14 protein-coding genes and 1 pseudogene are annotated in these 15,478 nt (G+C 73.2%); 7 read left to right on the forward strand and 8 right to left on the reverse strand.

Features of this window, described 5'->3' with window-relative positions:
* Window positions 1-9 precede the first annotated feature (9 nt).
* Window positions 10-707: pseudogene (locus ACFV0T_RS36130) on the reverse strand (ATP-binding protein).
* The gene (locus tag ACFV0T_RS36135) at window positions 679-981 is read right to left on the reverse strand and encodes a hypothetical protein (protein ID WP_385788830.1); all 303 of its coding nucleotides are present in this window, start codon (window positions 979-981) and stop codon (window positions 679-681) included. The pseudogene ACFV0T_RS36130 and the gene ACFV0T_RS36135 overlap by 29 nt, the downstream one beginning before the upstream one ends.
* A 255-nt stretch (window positions 982-1,236) precedes the next feature.
* Between ACFV0T_RS36135 and ACFV0T_RS36140 the strand changes: the two genes are divergently transcribed.
* Entirely contained in the window at window positions 1,237-1,653 is a 417-nt protein-coding gene (locus tag ACFV0T_RS36140) for an RlpA-like double-psi beta-barrel domain-containing protein (RefSeq protein WP_385788832.1), read from the forward strand.
* A 351-nt stretch (window positions 1,654-2,004) separates the two neighbouring features.
* Here ACFV0T_RS36140 and ACFV0T_RS36145 read toward each other — a convergent pair whose 3' ends face one another.
* The gene (locus tag ACFV0T_RS36145; RefSeq protein WP_385788834.1) at window positions 2,005-2,172 is read right to left on the reverse strand and encodes a hypothetical protein; all 168 of its coding nucleotides are present in this window, start codon (window positions 2,170-2,172) and stop codon (window positions 2,005-2,007) included.
* A gap of 828 nt (window positions 2,173-3,000) precedes the next feature.
* On the opposite strand from ACFV0T_RS36145, the gene ACFV0T_RS36150 reads away from it, so the two are divergent.
* Window positions 3,001-3,525: a VOC family protein gene (locus ACFV0T_RS36150; protein WP_385788836.1), complete on the forward strand. Its 525-nt coding sequence runs from the start codon at window positions 3,001-3,003 to the stop codon at window positions 3,523-3,525.
* Window positions 3,526-3,644: 119 nt separating this feature from the next.
* On the opposite strand, the gene ACFV0T_RS36155 is transcribed toward ACFV0T_RS36150, so the two are convergent.
* Window positions 3,645-5,630 carry a hypothetical protein gene (locus ACFV0T_RS36155; protein WP_385788838.1) on the reverse strand — a complete coding sequence of 662 codons (1,986 nt, stop codon included), beginning with the start codon at window positions 5,628-5,630 and terminating at the stop codon, window positions 3,645-3,647.
* Between the two features lie 330 nt (window positions 5,631-5,960).
* Here ACFV0T_RS36155 and ACFV0T_RS36160 point away from each other — a divergent pair, with 330 nt between their 5' ends.
* Complete coding sequence (locus ACFV0T_RS36160; protein WP_385788840.1) at window positions 5,961-6,383, forward strand: hypothetical protein; 423 nt, start codon at window positions 5,961-5,963, stop codon at window positions 6,381-6,383.
* A 549-nt stretch (window positions 6,384-6,932) separates the two neighbouring features.
* On the opposite strand, the gene ACFV0T_RS36165 is transcribed toward ACFV0T_RS36160, so the two are convergent.
* On the reverse strand, window positions 6,933-7,799 hold the full coding sequence (locus tag ACFV0T_RS36165; protein ID WP_385788842.1) for an LLM class flavin-dependent oxidoreductase: 867 nt from the start codon (window positions 7,797-7,799) through the stop codon (window positions 6,933-6,935).
* A 276-nt stretch (window positions 7,800-8,075) separates the two neighbouring features.
* On the opposite strand from ACFV0T_RS36165, the gene ACFV0T_RS36170 reads away from it, so the two are divergent.
* The 3 genes from ACFV0T_RS36170 to ACFV0T_RS36180 all read left to right on the forward strand — a co-directional run bounded on the left by ACFV0T_RS36170 (window position 8,076) and on the right by ACFV0T_RS36180 (window position 10,256).
* Window positions 8,076-8,270 carry a hypothetical protein gene (locus ACFV0T_RS36170; protein ID WP_385788886.1) on the forward strand — a complete coding sequence of 65 codons (195 nt, stop codon included), beginning with the start codon at window positions 8,076-8,078 and terminating at the stop codon, window positions 8,268-8,270.
* A 385-nt stretch (window positions 8,271-8,655) separates the two neighbouring features.
* Window positions 8,656-8,979, forward strand: a complete 324-nt coding sequence (locus ACFV0T_RS36175) for a 2Fe-2S iron-sulfur cluster-binding protein (protein ID WP_385788843.1) — start codon at window positions 8,656-8,658, stop codon at window positions 8,977-8,979.
* A complete protein-coding gene (locus ACFV0T_RS36180; RefSeq protein ID WP_385788845.1) occupies window positions 8,976-10,256 on the forward strand; it encodes an NAD(P)/FAD-dependent oxidoreductase in 1,281 nt (426 codons plus the stop codon). Before ACFV0T_RS36175 ends, ACFV0T_RS36180 begins: the two co-directional genes overlap by 4 nt.
* 312 nt (window positions 10,257-10,568) lie before the next feature.
* Here the strand turns inward: ACFV0T_RS36180 and ACFV0T_RS36185 are convergent, their stop codons facing one another.
* Together ACFV0T_RS36185 and ACFV0T_RS36190 are read right to left on the reverse strand one after the other, a co-directional pair.
* On the reverse strand, window positions 10,569-11,339 hold the full coding sequence (locus tag ACFV0T_RS36185) for an LmbU family transcriptional regulator (RefSeq protein ID WP_385788847.1): 771 nt from the start codon (window positions 11,337-11,339) through the stop codon (window positions 10,569-10,571).
* A gap of 96 nt (window positions 11,340-11,435) precedes the next feature.
* Window positions 11,436-11,975 (reverse strand): winged helix-turn-helix domain-containing protein, encoded by a 540-nt coding sequence (locus ACFV0T_RS36190; protein ID WP_385788848.1) that lies wholly within the window; start codon window positions 11,973-11,975, stop codon window positions 11,436-11,438.
* Between the two features lie 1,078 nt (window positions 11,976-13,053).
* Here ACFV0T_RS36190 and ACFV0T_RS36195 point away from each other — a divergent pair.
* Window positions 13,054-13,743, forward strand: coding sequence for an HAD family hydrolase (locus ACFV0T_RS36195; protein WP_385788850.1), 690 nt, complete (start codon window positions 13,054-13,056; stop codon window positions 13,741-13,743).
* 447 nt (window positions 13,744-14,190) lie between these two features.
* Here the strand turns inward: ACFV0T_RS36195 and ACFV0T_RS36200 are convergent, their stop codons facing one another.
* Window positions 14,191-15,231: a ParB/RepB/Spo0J family partition protein gene (locus tag ACFV0T_RS36200; protein WP_385788851.1), complete on the reverse strand. Its 1,041-nt coding sequence runs from the start codon at window positions 15,229-15,231 to the stop codon at window positions 14,191-14,193.
* Between the last annotated feature and the right edge of the window lie 247 nt (window positions 15,232-15,478).

The following is a 15,478-nucleotide window of genomic DNA, read 5'->3' on the forward strand; positions in this document are numbered from 1 at the left end:
TCACTGCTGTCAAAACTCGTGAACATCACCCGACCGTGGACCTGGGTGCCTCCCAAACCCGTGAACAACTGACGGCACTACTCGTGAACAAAGCCACACTGGTGGCGCTCGGAGGGCGCTTGTTGGGTGGCTGGGTCCGTTCATGATGACCTGGTGGCTGGTGTTGATCAGCCGGTCCAGGAGCGACTCGGCGACAACAGGGTTGGGGAACAGGGGATACCAGTCGCTGGGCGCTCGGTTGCCGGTGATGATCAGGGATCGTCCCTGCCGCTCGCTGACCAGCTCGTAGAGGTCGTCGGCCTGGGCGGCGGTCATCCGGCGCATGGCGAAGTCGTCGAGGATCAGGACGTCGGGGCGGATCAGCTCGCGCATGCGCTTGTCCCAGGTGCGGTCCGCGCGGCCGCCGGCCGGCTCGGCCACGATCCGGCCGGTCCGGGCGAAGCGGACGTTCGCGCCCTGTCGGACGGCGAGGTGCCCGAGCGCCTGGGCGATATGGGTCTTGCCGACCCCGACCGGCCGAACAAAATTACGGACTCTCCCGCATGGAGCCAGCACAGGGCGGCCAGGTCCCGGATCTGGGCGGCGGGGAGCTTGGAGGAGGCGGTGAAGCCGAACTCCTCCAAGGTGGCCTGCTGCTCGGACTTGGCGCGGTGCAGGCGGCGTTGGGAGGCGGCGGTCTCACGGCGGGTGATTTCGTCCTGACACAGGACCTGGGGGGAAGTCCAGGTGTCCGAGCTCTCCGCCGTGGGCCTGGGCCAGGCGGGCGTCGAGGGTCTCCAGCATCCCGGACAGCCGGAGCACCGTCAGCGACTCGCGCAGGGCGGTGTCCATCAGCGTCGTCGGGCCCTGGTCCTCGCGGAGTCCGCCCAGCGTCTGGGTGGGAATGTCGGTGGGGAACAGGCCCCCGGGGCCATGGAGGAACGCCGCGGCGCCGGCGTCGCCGGTCTCCGGCTCTGGGTACTGACCGCGGCCCGCTTTCACGCCCGTCAGGGGATGGCTGTGCCGGCGTCGCACAGCAGCGTTGCGCCGGCAGTGCGGGAGGCACCTGCCACGTCCTGGCGGGGCCGAGGCAAAGGGCCGCACAAGAACGGGTGGCCTGTGAGCGCTCGAAGGCCGTCTCGGGGTGCACCGGCGGCCTGCACCGGGCTCGCCCGTCCGAACCCCGCCTGCCGATGACCAGCCGCACACAGCACTAAAGTAGTCACTCACGGTAGTCGCCCTTGCCGGGAGAGTCACATGCGCACCGTGATCATCACCTTCGCCGCAGCCGCGCTCCTGAGCCCCGGCGCCGCGCTGCTGCCGGCAACATCAGCCCGAGCGGATCCCGCCGAACACACGGGGCAGGCCACGCAGAACGATTTCACCCACGGGGAAGTGGCCTGCGGCGGCCGCTACAACGGTGCGGATTTCGTCGTGCGCATCAGCTCCGCCGACTGGGACGCGGCAGCCCACTGCGGTGAGCAGATGAGCATCACCGACCCTGCCGACGGCAAGAGCCTTGTGGCGACCGTCGTAGACGTGTGCGAGCGGTGCGGGACGGGGGACCTCGAACTGACCCCCGGCCTGTTCCAGGCCCTGTTCAACACGGCCGACACCACCGTCCCCGTCAGCTGGACGTACGTCACCGGGCGGCGTGTCCCAGCGGCGCTGTAGTGGCGTGATGAGCCTTGACCGCACGGCAAGCGCCTGCCGTCGGGGAAGAAACGGCCTGACGAGGGCCCTTTTTGCGGGGAGAGGGTTCTCGAACACCCGGTGCGGCGCGGGCCGGGTCGCGAGGCGGAGGCAGTCACTGCGTCGCGGACTTGCGGCTGCTTGCGGGAAGAACCGGGCGGAGCAGGGGCGGCTGCCCTGAGGACAGCGGGTGCGCTGCCGGCAGCGGCTGCGCCGGCGGGAGCGGGCGGCGGGTGGCCGCGGCTGTGCCGGCGGGAGCAAGTGGCGGGTGGCAGCGGGTGTGCCGGGTGCTGTGCAGGGCCGGTAACGGCCTTCGTCGGAGCGCCTTTTCTTCTACCAGCCGCCGCGGTCGTCCGGCGTCACGACGACCACACCGTCGGCCGCGGTCACCGAGTGGGAGGAAACCTGCGCCGTCACCGGGACGACCACCGAGAGGATCGCCGCCGCGGAAACCAGCGTGAGGGAGACCGACTTCACCGCGACACCCAGGTTCTTCGTCATTGTCTTCGTTTCCTGTCTGTGTGGAGCTCAGATCCCTCTGAGCTGCGCTTCCTTGCGTCTGACAGAAAACTTAAAGACCGGCCCTTTCAGCCCGTTATCGGATCTACTTCGCCTGCCAGGCGCGGCGATAACGAAGGCCCGTCCGGCGATAACGAAGGCCCGGGACGCCGATAACGAGGGCCTTGCCCGGGGGGCCTTGCCCGGGGTGCTTGCGGCCGGGGACGGGGCCGAAGGGCCTGCGGCCGGAGACGGGGACGGGGGCCCGGTGGCGTGGCAGGAGCTGTGCCGCCCGGCGGGTGGCAGGCACAGAGCGCCATGACGGGCCCGCGGCGGGCGCCTGCGCCCTGTCCGCCCTGGCCCGCAGGAACAGGCGCGGGTACGGGCAGAGGCGGGGGCGCGGCAGGGGTGGTGGCAGGGCACCCGGTGGCGCGGCTGGGGTGGTGGCGCGCGGGAGGAGGCGGAGGCCGGGGCCGGGGGCTGCCCGCAGCCGGCGCCGTGTCCGTCGCGCGGCGGAGTTCCTGCCGCCGGGTGGCAGCCGAACCCGGTCGAGGCCCGGTTCACCGCCCGGCGCTACCTCGCGCCCGGGCAGCGCCGGCGGGTGACAGGGCGAGCCGTCCAACTCCGGCTCCCGGCGCCACCGGTGAGCCGTTCTCCTCCTCGGTGCGAGGTTCTGGAGAGAGAGGCGGCCGGGACCAGGGCGCTGACGGAGGGCCGTGCTGATTCCGGGAGTATCTAGGCCCGGAACTGTCCTAGATGATCCCTAGGGTCGGCACGTCACGAAGCACCAGTCGGCACGTCACGAAGCACCACAGGAAGGGGACGGCAGCGATGAGCCGGACGGCACCCGAGGGCTACACCAGCGTTGCACCGTGGGTGGTCACCGACGACACCGGCGCACTGCTCGATTTCATCACCGCCGCGTTCGGCGGCGAGGAGCTTGCCCGGGTGCCGGTCGAGGACGGCAGCATCGGTCACGGTGAGATCCGGGTCGGCGACACGGTCGTGCTGGCCTTCGACCGGCGGCCCGACTGGCCGGTGATGCCCTGCCTGCTGCGGGTGTACGTCCCGGACGCGGACGCCGCCATGGCTGCTGCTGTCGCGCACGGGGCACGCGTGGTCACCGAGGCTGCCGACAGTGCGTGGGGGGATCGCGGGGGCAGGGTGCGGGACCCGTTCGGCAACATCTGGTGGGTGATGAGCCGCATCGAGCACGTCGCACCGGATGCGGCCTGGCAGCGCATGTCCGAGCCGAGGTACGCCGAGGCGATGCGCACGGCCCAGGAGACCCTGGACGCCACGCTCAGCGGCCGGCAGGCGGGGGTGGCCAGCACCCCGCGGCGCCCCACCCGCTGAGATCGGTTTCCGGCCCGGCTGCAGGCGGCGGGAGTCGAGGGCCGGCAGCGGTGCGCAGGCGCGACCATGCGTGAGTGCCGGGCCTGCGGCGTGCCGAGGCCCGCACAGGCCGCGCGGGCCTATGAGCGCAAGGGGTCCCACGCCGGGCTGAGGGAGATCGCCCGTAGCTGCTGCATCGTCAGGGCGGGCGCCGGGCGGGTGACGGCACCGTCCTCGCCGGCCGTGTTGGAGGCGCTGATGACGATGCGCAGACCGCCGCCGCCCATGGTGTCGACCGTCCACGTCAGGTGTCCCGTGACGCCGCGGCCGTCCGGTCCCTGCCGTCTGGCGATCATCGTGCCGTCGGGCAGCCGCTCGGAGCCGTTGTAGAGCGTGTTGACGTCCTCGTCGACACCCGTGCAGTGCCGGACGTCGATGCGGACGTAGCTTTTGCCTTTGCCGTCGTCGACGACGGCGTACGCGCCGTCGATGCCCTTCTCGACGACCTCGGTGCCCTTGGGCAGCAGGCGCACGAAGGTGTCCAGGACCCTCTGCACGGGCGGCGGGGGCAGCCGGCACGGCTCCTGCACGAGCGTGCGCCGGCGCTGGTCCTCGAGGAGGGCGCCCACCACCCGCCGCCACGCCGGGGCCGTGGCCACGTGCTTCAGCTCCTCGCCGGACAGCGGCGGCTCACCCCGGGTGAGCGCAGAGCCGTCGTTGGCCGGGGAGTTCCACTCGCTGACCCGGATGTACTGGCCGCCGGGGGTGAGCAGGGAGGCCGACCACAGCCTGGTGGCCGTGCGCCGGTCGGGATACTCGTATCCCTTGAACAGCTGCAGCCGTGAGCCGTCGGGCAGCCGGCTGACGACGCAGCTGTCGAACCAGAGCGGGTCCTTGCCGGGGCATCCGATGGTCAGCTCGGCCTGAACGCCCGGTTCGAGCCAGGCGACGAAAGCGACGCTGACGGCCGCCGGTCCCCGGCCGTCGTCGTAGACGACGTGCGCGTACGGGTCGAACTCCTCGCCCAGCCCGCGTCCGAGCCGGTCGGTGATCTCGCCTTCGGGCAGCAGGCTTTCGAGCGTACGGATCATGTCGGCCCGGGAGGTGGGGTTCGCGGCCGGTGCCGGGGCCGGGTGCCGCGCGGTGCCGGCGGTGACCGCCCACGGCGCGAGCAGCGCCCCCACCAGCCCGGTGACAGCGATCCCGGACACCAGGGCGGTGCGCCGCAGCAGCACGCGTCCGCGTGCCGCCCCCGCGGCGGCGAGCCCCGGCGGCCCGGCGCCTATCTCGGCGGCGATCTCATGCAGGGCGCGGCTGAGCCGCCTTTCGAACCCTTCGAACCCGTGGTCCCCGTCGTCGCTGTGGTCCCCGTCGTCCCCGTGGTCGCTATGGTCCCCGTGGTCGCCGTGGTCGCCGTGGTCGCCGTGGTCCCCGTGGTCCCCGTGGTCCCCGTGGTCCCCGTGGTCCCCGTGGTCCCCGTGGTCCCCGTGGTCCCCGTGGTCCCCGTGGTCCCCGTGGTCGCCGTGGTCGCCGTGGTCGCCGTGGTCGCCGTGGTCGCCGTGGTCCCCGTGGTCCTCGTGGTCCTCGTGGTCCCCGTGGTCCCCGTGGTCCTCGTGGTCGCCGGGCTCGACGTGATCGCCGGGCTCGGCAGGGTCTTCGCCGAGCAGCTCGCGCAGCCGGCCCACAGCCCGCGCGCACTGTGTGCGGACGTCGGCCGGGCGCATCTTCAGGGCGGCGGCGGTGTCCTTCACGGACCACTGCTGCCCGTAGATCAGAACGGCCACGGCCCGCTCGCCGGCGGGCAGTCGCCCCAGCGCCTGCAGCAGCGGCGTGCCGGCGGCGCCCGGGCCGTCGGGCGCGTCGGGCGCTGCGTCGGCCGGCTGCGCGGCCGGGCCGGGGCGCCGGCGGGCGAGGCAGGTGCGGGTCAGGACGCTCTGCGCGTGCCTGTCAGGATCGCCGGCCCGCCACCCCCGCACCCGCCGCCCGTGCAGGCGGCCGAGGGTTGCGTGCACCAGGTCCTCGGCGAGGCGGGGGTCGCCTGCGGTGAGCAGATACGCCAGCCGGTACAGCTGCCCGGCACGCGCCGCCCCGGACTCGGCGTTCGCCTGCGTGCGGGCCTGTCTCATGCGTGGTTCCCCCCTGTGCGCCGTCCGGACGCGCACCGGCCGCTTCGCTGATCGCGGTGAGCCGAGGGAGTTTCCCACGGGCAGATTTACGTCAAGGGACAGCCAGGCGGCCGCAGATCAGGGAAGCGGTGACCATGCGGTGTCCGCCGCCGGTCCGCCGCCGCCCAGTGCTCTGACCGCACACGTTCACCGACTCGGGCAACCGCACCCCCGCTCGCACGGGCGGTAATCTCTGCGCCCGGCCGGATGTTGCGCCGGCAGTCGAAGGGCAGGGGGGCCATGGGAGTCACGCGCCAGGACAGGGCGGGGCCGGCCCCGGCGCCGGCGCCGGTGAGAGAGCCGAGTCTGCTGCCGGCCCTGGGGGTGTTCATCGTGCTGGCCGCAGTACTGGAACGCTGTCTGTCGCTGTTCGGCGGACCGCAGACGTACATCCTCTGCGATGACCTTGCAGAGCTGTCCGGACGACTCGACCGGGAAGCGGGCGTGAACCGGTGGCTCCTGCTGGCCGGCCTCGTGCTGTCCGTGACAGCCCTGGCCATCTCACGCCTACACCGTGTACGCCGCGGACGCCGCGGACGGGTTCTTCCCGTGCTCATGCTGACGCCGGTTCTGCTCTCGGTGGTCGCGGCGGACGGCTACGCGGCGCGCGCGGACGCCGTCGCCCTGCAGATCTCGACAACTCAGACGTGCGACGAACCCACGAACGTCTACGACACGTCCCGAGGCTGGTTCGACTGGAACCCACTCGGCTGACCGTGCCCGAGCACGTGAGGTGCTGTGACCGCACAGACACCTCAGGGCATTCAACGTGCCAAGCCCCATGCGGACATGACCGCCCGTCAGCCGCCTCACCCAGCCGCACACCGCCCGCCCGCCGAGGACGAGCGCGACGTCCGGCACAGCCGCGGCGGGCGGGGCGGGCGGCGCAGCCGGGGCGGGCGGGGCCGGCAGGGCGGGCAGGTTGACGGCGACGCTCGCTCACGCGTGCGGCAGGCGGAGCCGGACCCCGGTAGAAGGTGAGGCCGTGCTCGCCTGCCACCAGCCCGCAGGGGTGGCCCTGTCCACGAGAACGGGCTCTGGTCCACTTCTTGTGGCGAGTAACGCTGCGTTATGGCTCGATATCGAAGAGCGCGAGGGTGGGAGGCGCTGGGACAAGCACTGTGCGAAGACGGTTGAGGTTCGTGCGCCATTGCTTCCGCTCTTCGGGACGGGCCCAGTTGGGTGTAGCTCTTCTGCGGAGAGGTGCCTGAGTTCTGTCACCGGCTCCTGGCAGGCCGGCACCTGCGCCTTGGTGTGGGGCGCCTAATCGAGTACCGGTGGCCCCGCCTCGATGCGCCGCAGCACCGGAGCCAGGCAGTCCACATCGGGGCCGGGATCGAGTTGCCTTTCGTCCCACCAGGTGGCACCCGCGTCGCGCAGCGGGCCGATCACATCCTTGGCCTTGGCAGAGTCCGCCGGAGTGGCGCCGCCGACTACGAGGTCGAAGGGGCGCTGGGTGTCGCCTTCTCGATGACCGCGCACATAGGTGATCAACTCCCGCACGTCCTCGCGGTCCGGCGGGTATCCATGCAGGGCGTTCTTGAACAGAGGAACCGCGCCGTCCCACCGCGCGGCCCGTCGCATGGGCGGACGGTTCGGCCAGAATCCCCCGATCCACACCGGCGGCCGGGGCCGCTGCACGGTGGCGGGCTGCAGACTCACGTTCCGCGCCTGGTAGTGCCGACCGTGATGGTCGACGGCCTCGCCCGTCCAGAACCGCCCCAACAACTCCAGCCCTTCGTCCAGTCGCTCGGCGAGCACACGCCGATCGGTGGAGTCGCCGAAGCTGCCGTACTCGTCCTCGACCGGCCCACCCAGCCCCGCGGCGAAGACGACCCTGCCTCCGCTGAGGTTGTCCAAGGTGGCCACCTGCCGCGCGAGTTGCTGCGGCCGATAACGAGCTACCGGAGTGAGCAGCGTCCCCACCCGGATCCGTGACGTCGCGAGTGCGGCCGCCGTCAGCAGCATCCACGCGTCCCCGAAGGGCCGCCCCGAGTACCCCCGGTAATGGACGTGGTCCCAGACGAAGAGCCCGTCCCACCCGGACTCCTCGGCCGCCGCCGCTACGGTTGCCACGTTACGGGAGTCGGCGAAGTCGCCGAAGTTCGGGATATTGATCGAGAAGCGCATCCGGGCATCGTGGGCTGCCCCCACCTGCCCAGGCAACGGATTATGCGCGGTCACACCGTGGAATCCATCGGTGCCCCCGGCTGCGGGGGCACCGAGGAACGAGCAGCCGGGGCCGGGCGCGGAACCGAGCCCGGGGATGAGCAGGTGGAGGACGACTGCGCGTCTACCCCGCCCCCGACCGGCACCGATACCAACTCGCGGTGTGAAGCACGATCTCCCTCAGCAAGAGCTGCACCCTTCGTCGATTCGCGGGGATCTGCGCATCAGGCACCGACAATGCGATCACTGAGCGAGGAGGACGCGCTTGCGGAGGAGTTCGAAGCCTGCGCGGCCGAACATCTGCCGCTTGAGCATCTTGATCCTGTTGACATGGCCCTCCACGACGCCGGGGTTCCGGCGCCCGTTGCACAGGCCGGCGGGCGGCCGGCAGCACGCGCGGGACTGCTGCGTGAAGGTGACTGCGGCCTGTGAGCGGCCGGCGCAGACCGCGCACCGCCCCGGTGCGCGCAGTGTCCTCAAAGACGGGAGCCGGCGGTCATGGGAGCCGGGGGCCAGGAGAGTTGGGGGCCACGGGAGTTGGGGCCATGGGAGTTGGGGGCCATGGGAGCGGCGGGGGTGATGGCCCGGCGCGCCCCGCGGATCCGCCGCGTCCCGCGGATCCGTGGGGCGTCCCGCGGATCCGGCGCGTCCCGCTGGTGCGCCGTGTCCGTCATGTGGAGCCCGTACCGGCGTGACGTGGGCGTTAAATCACCGTGTTTTCCGGGAAGTTAAGGCGGTCGGTGACGATCGGGATGTCCGGGGCCGGGCCGTGCCCCGTGTGCCTGTGCACGCTCGCCGAACTCTCCGAGGAGACCTCATGCCCCGTATCACCTACGTGGCCGCCGACCAGAGCGAACGAACCCTCGACCTTCCTGTGGGCACCACCGTCATGCGTGGCGCGCTCTTGCACGACGTCGACGGCATCGCCGGCCAGTGCGGCGGATACGTGCAGTGCGCCACCTGTCACGTCTATGTCGGCCCGGACTCCCCCGCCGCGCTGGATGCGGTGGACTCCGAGGAGGACATGATGCTGGAGTTCACGGCGTGTCCGCGCACCCGTGACAGCCGCCTGAGCTGCCAGATCAAGGTCACCGAGGACCTTGACGGTCTGCGCGTGCGCCTTCCGGAGCAGCAGCTGTGACGGGCGGGCGGGAGCGGGGCGGCCGGATCGTCATCGTGGGGGCCGGGCAGGCCGGCTACCAGAGCGCCGCGTTCTTGCGTGAGCGCGGCCACGCGGGTCCCCTCACCCTCATCGGCGACGAGGGCGTCCTGGCGTACGAGCGGCCGCCGCTGTCCAAGGCCTACCTCACGGGTGAGGTAGGCGAGGAGCAGCTGTGGCTGCGGCCCGAGACGTTCTACACCCGCCGTGCGATCGAGCGGGTCACGGGCAGTGTCGTCGCGCTGGAGCGGGCCGCGCGCCGGGTCCGTCTCGGTGACGGGCGCGTGTACGGCTACGACCATCTGGTTATGGCGACGGGGGCCCGGGCCAGGACGCCGGCGGTGCCCGGCGCCGGGCTGCGCGGTGTGCACACGCTGCGCACCCTGGCCGACGCGGCGGCACTGAAGACGCAACTCGCCCGCGCTGGGCGGGTGGTCGTCGTCGGCGCCGGGTTCGTCGGTCTCGAATTCGCGGCGGCGGCACGGCAGTCGGGATGCCAGGTGACGGTCCTCGAAGCACGCGGGCGTCCCCTGGCCCGCACCGCTTCGGCGCCGGTGGCCGCACATGTCGCGCGTCTGCACGAGGCGCACGGCAGCAGACTCCTCTTCGGCCAGGACATCGTGCGCTTCCACGACGGGGGCGGGGGGCGGGTGGCGGCGGTGGAACTGGCCGGCGGCCGCCGGCTGCCCGCCGACCTGGTGCTGGCCGGTGTGGGGGCCACCCCGTGCACGGCACCGGCCGAGGCGGCCGGACTGCGGGTCGAGGACGGGATCGTCACCGATTCCTGGCTGCTGACCAGCGATCCGCACATCTCCGCCATCGGTGACTGTGCGCTCTTCCCGCATCCGCGTGCCGGGACCCGGCTGCGCGTCGAGTCGGTGCAGAACGCCGTCGGCCACGCCCGGCTGGTCGCCGACCGGCTGACCGGCACCATCCGGACGTACGACGACCTGCCCTGGCTGTGGTCCACCCAGTTCTCCACGACCCTGCAGATCGCGGGGCTGGGCCACCGCCACGACGACGAACTCGTCCTGGGCCAGGACCCGGACGCGTTCTCCGTCCTGCTGTTCAGAAACGGGGCACTGACCGCGGTGGAGTCCGTCAACCGGGCGGCCGACCACATGGCGGCCCGCCGCCTCCTGGCCGGCAACATCCCACTGGGACGGCTGGAGGCAGCCGCCCCCGGCTTCACCCTCCACGGCCACCTCACAGCCCGCACCAGCCACCCCACCAGCCGTCCCGTACCAGCGGCCGCGTGAAAAAGGCGGGGCCACCCCTGCCCCTCGCACGCCACGGCAGGACCACGCCCTACCTGGCACGGTCTTCGCCTCCCATGCTGCGACGCGGCACGCCCCGACCGGGCGGCCGCACCGGCACCGCGGGTGTGCCGGCACCCGACCGGTGCCGGCACACCCGCCACCACCGTCCACCGTCCGCTGTCCACCGTCCGCAGCGCGCCCACGGCGCGCCCGCACCACGCCCCGCGCCGTACGGGGAGGGCGGGCGGGGTGTGCGGGGTTGCCTCAGGGCGGTGGGTGATGCGGCGTCGGGCGGGGGTGGGTGATGTGGCGTCAGGGTGTGGCGGGCGCCGGCCCGTCGGCGGGTGCGGGCGACCGGTCGGCGGGTGCGGGCGGTGCGACGGCGGCGGGCGGCGCGGTGACGGCGGCGGGTGCGGTGACGGTGACGGCGGTGATGACCAGTTCGGCGGCCGAGTCGAGGGTGGCGAGCACCCAGGCGTCGATGGCGACGCCGCTGTGCTCGGCGGCCTGGTGCCAGCGTTCGTAGCGCTCGCGCGGGACGGCGAGCTGGCGCAGTCCGGCGCCGTCGGGGGCTTTCGCGGGCTCGGGGCCGCGGGCCTCGCGCAGCGCGGTGCGCAGCTGCTTGGTCGTCCACGAGGATTCCTCGGCCCTGCTCAGCCACCGGTCCTGCTCCTGGGCGGGCAGGGAGGCCACCTCGGCGTGGTGCTGGAAGGTCAGCCGCGCGTGCCGCCTGCTCATGTCGAACCGGCGGGCCACCCAGGCGTAGTTGCGCAGGGTCTGGTACTGCAGTCCGGCACCGCGGATGCCGTGCTGGTAGCGGTCGGCGTAGTGGTCTTTGCCGTAGGTCAGCCAGTCGCCCAGCCACCAGGCGGAGGAGTCCACCACGCCCGCCAGCTGGCGTCCGGCCCGTTCCCATTCCTCGAAGGAGAGCACGTCCGGGATCTGCAGTCCCACCCTCGTGGTCAAAACCTGCTCGGGCCGCGCCCGGTGCGGGCCGCGCTGCGGGGGCGGGGTGGTGCGCGCCGCCCGGGGTGCGGGCTGCGGCAGGGCCGTCGTGGCGCTCTCGGCGCCGGTACTCACCATCACAGAGACCCCCGTCTCGATCAGTTCCGTCTAGGCGTCCAACGAGCCGCTCGGGTACACGGCCGGACGGCGGTGCGCCGCGGCCGGCGAAAAGGGTCAGGACGTCGCCGCGGCCGCCTCGGCGTCCAGGACGTAGCCGCGGCCCCACACGGTGCGGATCGTCAGCCCCAGCGCGTTGATCCGGTGCCGGATACGCATCATGTGCAGGTCGAGCGCGTTACGGCTCATCGATCCCTGCCCGTGGCCGAGCCGGGAGCGAAGCGCCTCACGCGGCACGACCTGGGCGAACTGCGCCACCAGCAGCGCCAGCAGCGCCGCCTGCATCGGCGAGAGCGTCACCGACCGGGACGCGAAACGCAGCACACCGTCCTCGTCCAGCTGGGGCGCACGGTTGCGGCGGTAGCGGTGCACCAGCGCGTCGGTACGCGCCTTGAGATCGGGAGAGGTGACCGGAGTACGCACCCAGTCCTCGTAGATGTCGTCGCAGACCGGGGCCTCCAGACCCGCTTCGACCACCAGGATCCGGGGCGTTCCGCGCGAGCGGCACTCCTCACGCAGATCCCGCTGCGCGGGCCAGCGCAGGAGCTGCACCTCCCCGAACACCTCGCTGCGTGTCCTCGCCTCTTGCGTGATCATCCGAACCCCGTTTCCTCGGCAGCCCACGTCGCGAGGGCCGGGCGTCGCGGTGTCTCCTTCGGGTGCGGGCGTGACGCGCCGGCCGGTCCAACAGGGCACCCGGCCCCCTGTCGTGCCTCCGCACGGCCGAAAAAATACCAGCAATCAGGTTTCTTTACAACGGATCCGGCCACCCGCCGACCGCCCCCGCACGCACCGCCCGCGCACCCGCAGGCCCGCCGCCCGGGCCCCGGCGACAGGCCTGCCGCGCCCCGGGAAGGAGCCCCGCCGCAGGACTTCCCGGAGCGCGGCGGCAGGGGCGCGGCGGCCGGGGCGCGACGGCAGGCCGGCGACAGCCCGCCCGGAAGGGCCGGCCGCCCGGAGGGGGCCGCCCGCCCGCGGGCCCGGCCGTTCGCCCGGGCCCGGGCGGCGGCTGCCGCGGCACCGAAAAGGGGCCTCGCCCGCAGGGCTTCCCGGGGCGCGGCGACAGACCGCCAGCGGCCGCCCAAAGGGGGCCGCCCGCGCGCGGGCTGGCCCTCCGTCCGGGCCCGGGCGGCACGCTGCCGCGGCACCGAAAAGAGCCCCGCCCGCAGGGCTTCCCGGAGGGGGCAGCGGCCGTCTCGCGCAAGGGACTTCACGAAGAGGGCCTCCTGCGGCACGACAGCCGGGGCGGCCGGGCGGCCGGGCGGCCGGGCGGCCGGGCAGTGTCACCCTCCGACGGGCCGGCAGGGGCTCCACGGTGCGCCCGGCCACGCTCAAGGGCGGCGCGGCGGGTGCCCCTCCGGGCCTGGCGCGGGCATGCCCGGGGCCGGGGTGCGCGGCGGACGGGACACCCGCCTGCACGGGCAACGAATCCGGCCCGTCGCGGAGGGCCACGTCGGGCCGCGTTCAGGTCAGGCTGTCTGTGAGCACTTGTTTCGGCTCCAGTGCACGGAGTTGGAGTTGTTTCTGGCCCCAGCGGCGGGCCGCAGGGGGCGTGTGCTGGTGTGATTCACGCCCCTGCGGCAAGGTGTTTGGGCCCCACGTGGACTGCCCGGGTCGCCGATCTCGACCGTCCTGGGCTTGCGGCCGGCTCGCCGGCGCCGCCAGGATCGGCTGCATGATCAAGGGTGTGATGTTCGATTTCTCCGGGACCCTCTTCCGGATCGAATCGGCCGCGCAGTGGCTGCGCACGGTGGCAGCGAAGGCCGGTCTGGACGTGCCCGAGGGTGAACTCGACGCGTGCGTCAGCCGGCTGGAGGAGTTCGGGGCTCAGCCCGGAGGGGTTCCTCCGCGCACAGTGCCGCCCCGCCTGGAGGCACTGTGGCGGGAGCGCGATCTGACCGCCGAACGGCACCGGGCTGCCTTCACAGCCCTTGCCCGGGAAGCGCAGCTGCCTGCGGCCGACCTGGCCCAGGCCCTGTATGAACGTTCCCAGGTGTCCGGGGCATGGCTGCCTTATCCCGACACCGGGGAAACCCTCCGCGCCCTGCGCGCGCGAGGCATCCCGGTCGCTGTCGTCAGCAACATCGGCTGGGACATACGCCCTGTCTTGCGCGACCACGGTGTCGATGCCCTCGTGGACGCCTACTTCCTCTCCTTCGAGCGCGGGGTGAACAAGCCCGATCCCCGGATCTTCCAGATGGCGTGCGACAGGCTCGCAGTGGCACCCGGCGATGCACTCATGGTGGGAGACGAGCCTGTTGCGGACGCCGGCGCCGCCACGCTGGGGTGCCGGGTCCACCTGGTCGACCCGCTGCCCGTCGACCAGCGTCCGGGCGCGCTGGCCGAGGTGCTCCAGCTCCTCTGACGTGGCCCGACCGGGACGGCTTTCGGCGCGATGCCGAGGGCCCGGCGACCGAACACCGTTCGGTCCCCGGGCTCGACACCGCGCAAACGTACCCGCTTGCCAGTCCAGAACGACGTCATCCCCGGTCCGATCACGCCGCACGATGCGAGGCGCAGGCCCCCCTGACCCCGGCCTGAACCGTCTTGTCCTACCGGTCAAGCCAGAACCGCCCGGTACGTCAGCGGAGCCCCGAAACGCTGGGGCGCCGGCGCCCGAAGAAGCGCATACCAACAGGCCAGGTCAGGCCGGGCCGTGCCGGGGCGCACCGAGCCGGGCCGGCTCGGACCAGGTCGGACCGTGTCAGGTCAGGTCAGGTCAGGCCGGGCCGGGCCCGCTCGGGTCGGGTCGTGTCGGGTCGGGTCGGGTCGGGTGTGCCGTGCACGCCGGCGGTGCCGGTGCGGGCGCCGCTCACCCGCGGGGTGTCTCGAGGGCGTGGGCGAACCGCAGCCAGAGTTCGGCGCATTGGCGTGCGGCCTGCGCCAGTGTGTCCTTGCGGTGTTCGGGCACGCCGCGCGCCAGGCGCGCCCAGCGGGCGTCGTCGCCGATGGCGTGGGCGGACAGCAGGTGCAGCAGCATCCGGCCCGCGTCCGTGCGCAGCGAGGGGTCCTTGCGCATGCCGGACAGGGCCTGCCCGACACCCGGCAGGGAGGTGCGCCGTGCGCCGCGCACACCGGACAGGCCCGCCGCGGCCACGGCCGGGCCCGGAACCGGGGCGGGGGCCGGGACCGGGGCCGGGACCGGGGCCGGGGCGGGGGCCGGGACCGGGGCCGGGGCGGGGGCGGGGGCGGGGGCTGTACCGCGGGGGGCCGTCCTGCCCGCGGGGGGCACCGGGTCCAGTCCGCGGCGCATCCGGTCACGTACGTCCTTCGCGGTGGCGGCGGCGATACCCGCCCGCCCGGCGATCTCCCGCAGCGAGGCACGGGGATTGGCGGCGATCACCCGGCTCGCCCGCAGCCGCCCCTCGGCCGCGTGCAGCGGCCGCACCCGCCCGTCCCGGCCCACCCGGAACCCCAACTGCCCGTCACCCTGCCCGTCACCCTGCCCGTCACCCTGGCCGGCCTGGCGGCGGCGCACGGCGGCGACGGAACCCGCGGACAGCCCGGCATCGGCGGCGATCCGCCGGTCCGACCAGGACGGATGGCATGCCAGCAGGCGCCGCGCCGCGGCCATCCGGTCCTCACGCGTCAGCGGCAGCCCACCGCCGGCCGTGTTCAGCCGCACCGACAGCGCGAACACGTCCTCCTCACCGCCCTCGAAATACTCCACCGCGATCACCGCGTCACCGCGCAACTGCGCCGCCCGCAACCGGTGCATCCCGTCCACCACACGCATCGTCGCCCGGTGCACCACGATCGGCGCCGGCACCTCCCCCAGCCCGGCGAGCAACCGCACATGCCGCACATCCTCCCCGCCCAGCCGCGGCGAATCACCGGCCACCAACACACCCACCGGCACCACACCCCACCCCCCACCAGACATCCCCCCACCAGGCGCCTCCCCGGCACACATCCCCCCACCAGGCACCTCCCCGGCAGGCATGCCCCCAGCAGGCACCTCCCGGGCGGGCGTTCCACCGGCAGGCATCCCCCCGGCAGCCGTCCCCCCGGCAAGCGTCTCCCCGGCAGGCATTCCACCGGCGGGCCGGGCTTCGGCAGCGACGGCGGCACGGGACACAGCGGCAGCACTGACAGCGGCA

Origin of the sequence: Streptomyces sp. NPDC059582, assembly GCF_042735715.1 — a bacterium.
Taxonomy (GTDB): Bacteria; Actinomycetota; Actinomycetes; order Streptomycetales; family Streptomycetaceae; genus Streptomyces.

Excerpts from the sequence above, each read along its gene's own strand:
- ACFV0T_RS36140 (WP_385788832.1), top strand. The coding sequence starts at position 1,237 with ATGCGCACCGTGATCATCACCTTCGCCGCAGCCGCGCTCCTGAGCCCC.
- ACFV0T_RS36145 (WP_385788834.1), bottom strand. The coding sequence starts at position 2,172 with ATGACGAAGAACCTGGGTGTCGCGGTGAAGTCGGTCTCCCTCACGCTG.
- ACFV0T_RS36150 (WP_385788836.1), top strand. The coding sequence starts at position 3,001 with ATGAGCCGGACGGCACCCGAGGGCTACACCAGCGTTGCACCGTGGGTG.
- ACFV0T_RS36155 (WP_385788838.1), bottom strand. The coding sequence starts at position 5,630 with ATGAGACAGGCCCGCACGCAGGCGAACGCCGAGTCCGGGGCGGCGCGT.
- ACFV0T_RS36165 (WP_385788842.1), bottom strand. The coding sequence starts at position 7,799 with ATGCGCTTCTCGATCAATATCCCGAACTTCGGCGACTTCGCCGACTCC.
- ACFV0T_RS36170 (WP_385788886.1), top strand. The coding sequence starts at position 8,076 with ATGCGATCACTGAGCGAGGAGGACGCGCTTGCGGAGGAGTTCGAAGCC.
- ACFV0T_RS36175 (WP_385788843.1), top strand. The coding sequence starts at position 8,656 with ATGCCCCGTATCACCTACGTGGCCGCCGACCAGAGCGAACGAACCCTC.
- ACFV0T_RS36185 (WP_385788847.1), bottom strand. The coding sequence starts at position 11,339 with ATGGTGAGTACCGGCGCCGAGAGCGCCACGACGGCCCTGCCGCAGCCC.
- ACFV0T_RS36190 (WP_385788848.1), bottom strand. The coding sequence starts at position 11,975 with ATGATCACGCAAGAGGCGAGGACACGCAGCGAGGTGTTCGGGGAGGTG.
- ACFV0T_RS36195 (WP_385788850.1), top strand. The coding sequence starts at position 13,054 with ATGATCAAGGGTGTGATGTTCGATTTCTCCGGGACCCTCTTCCGGATC.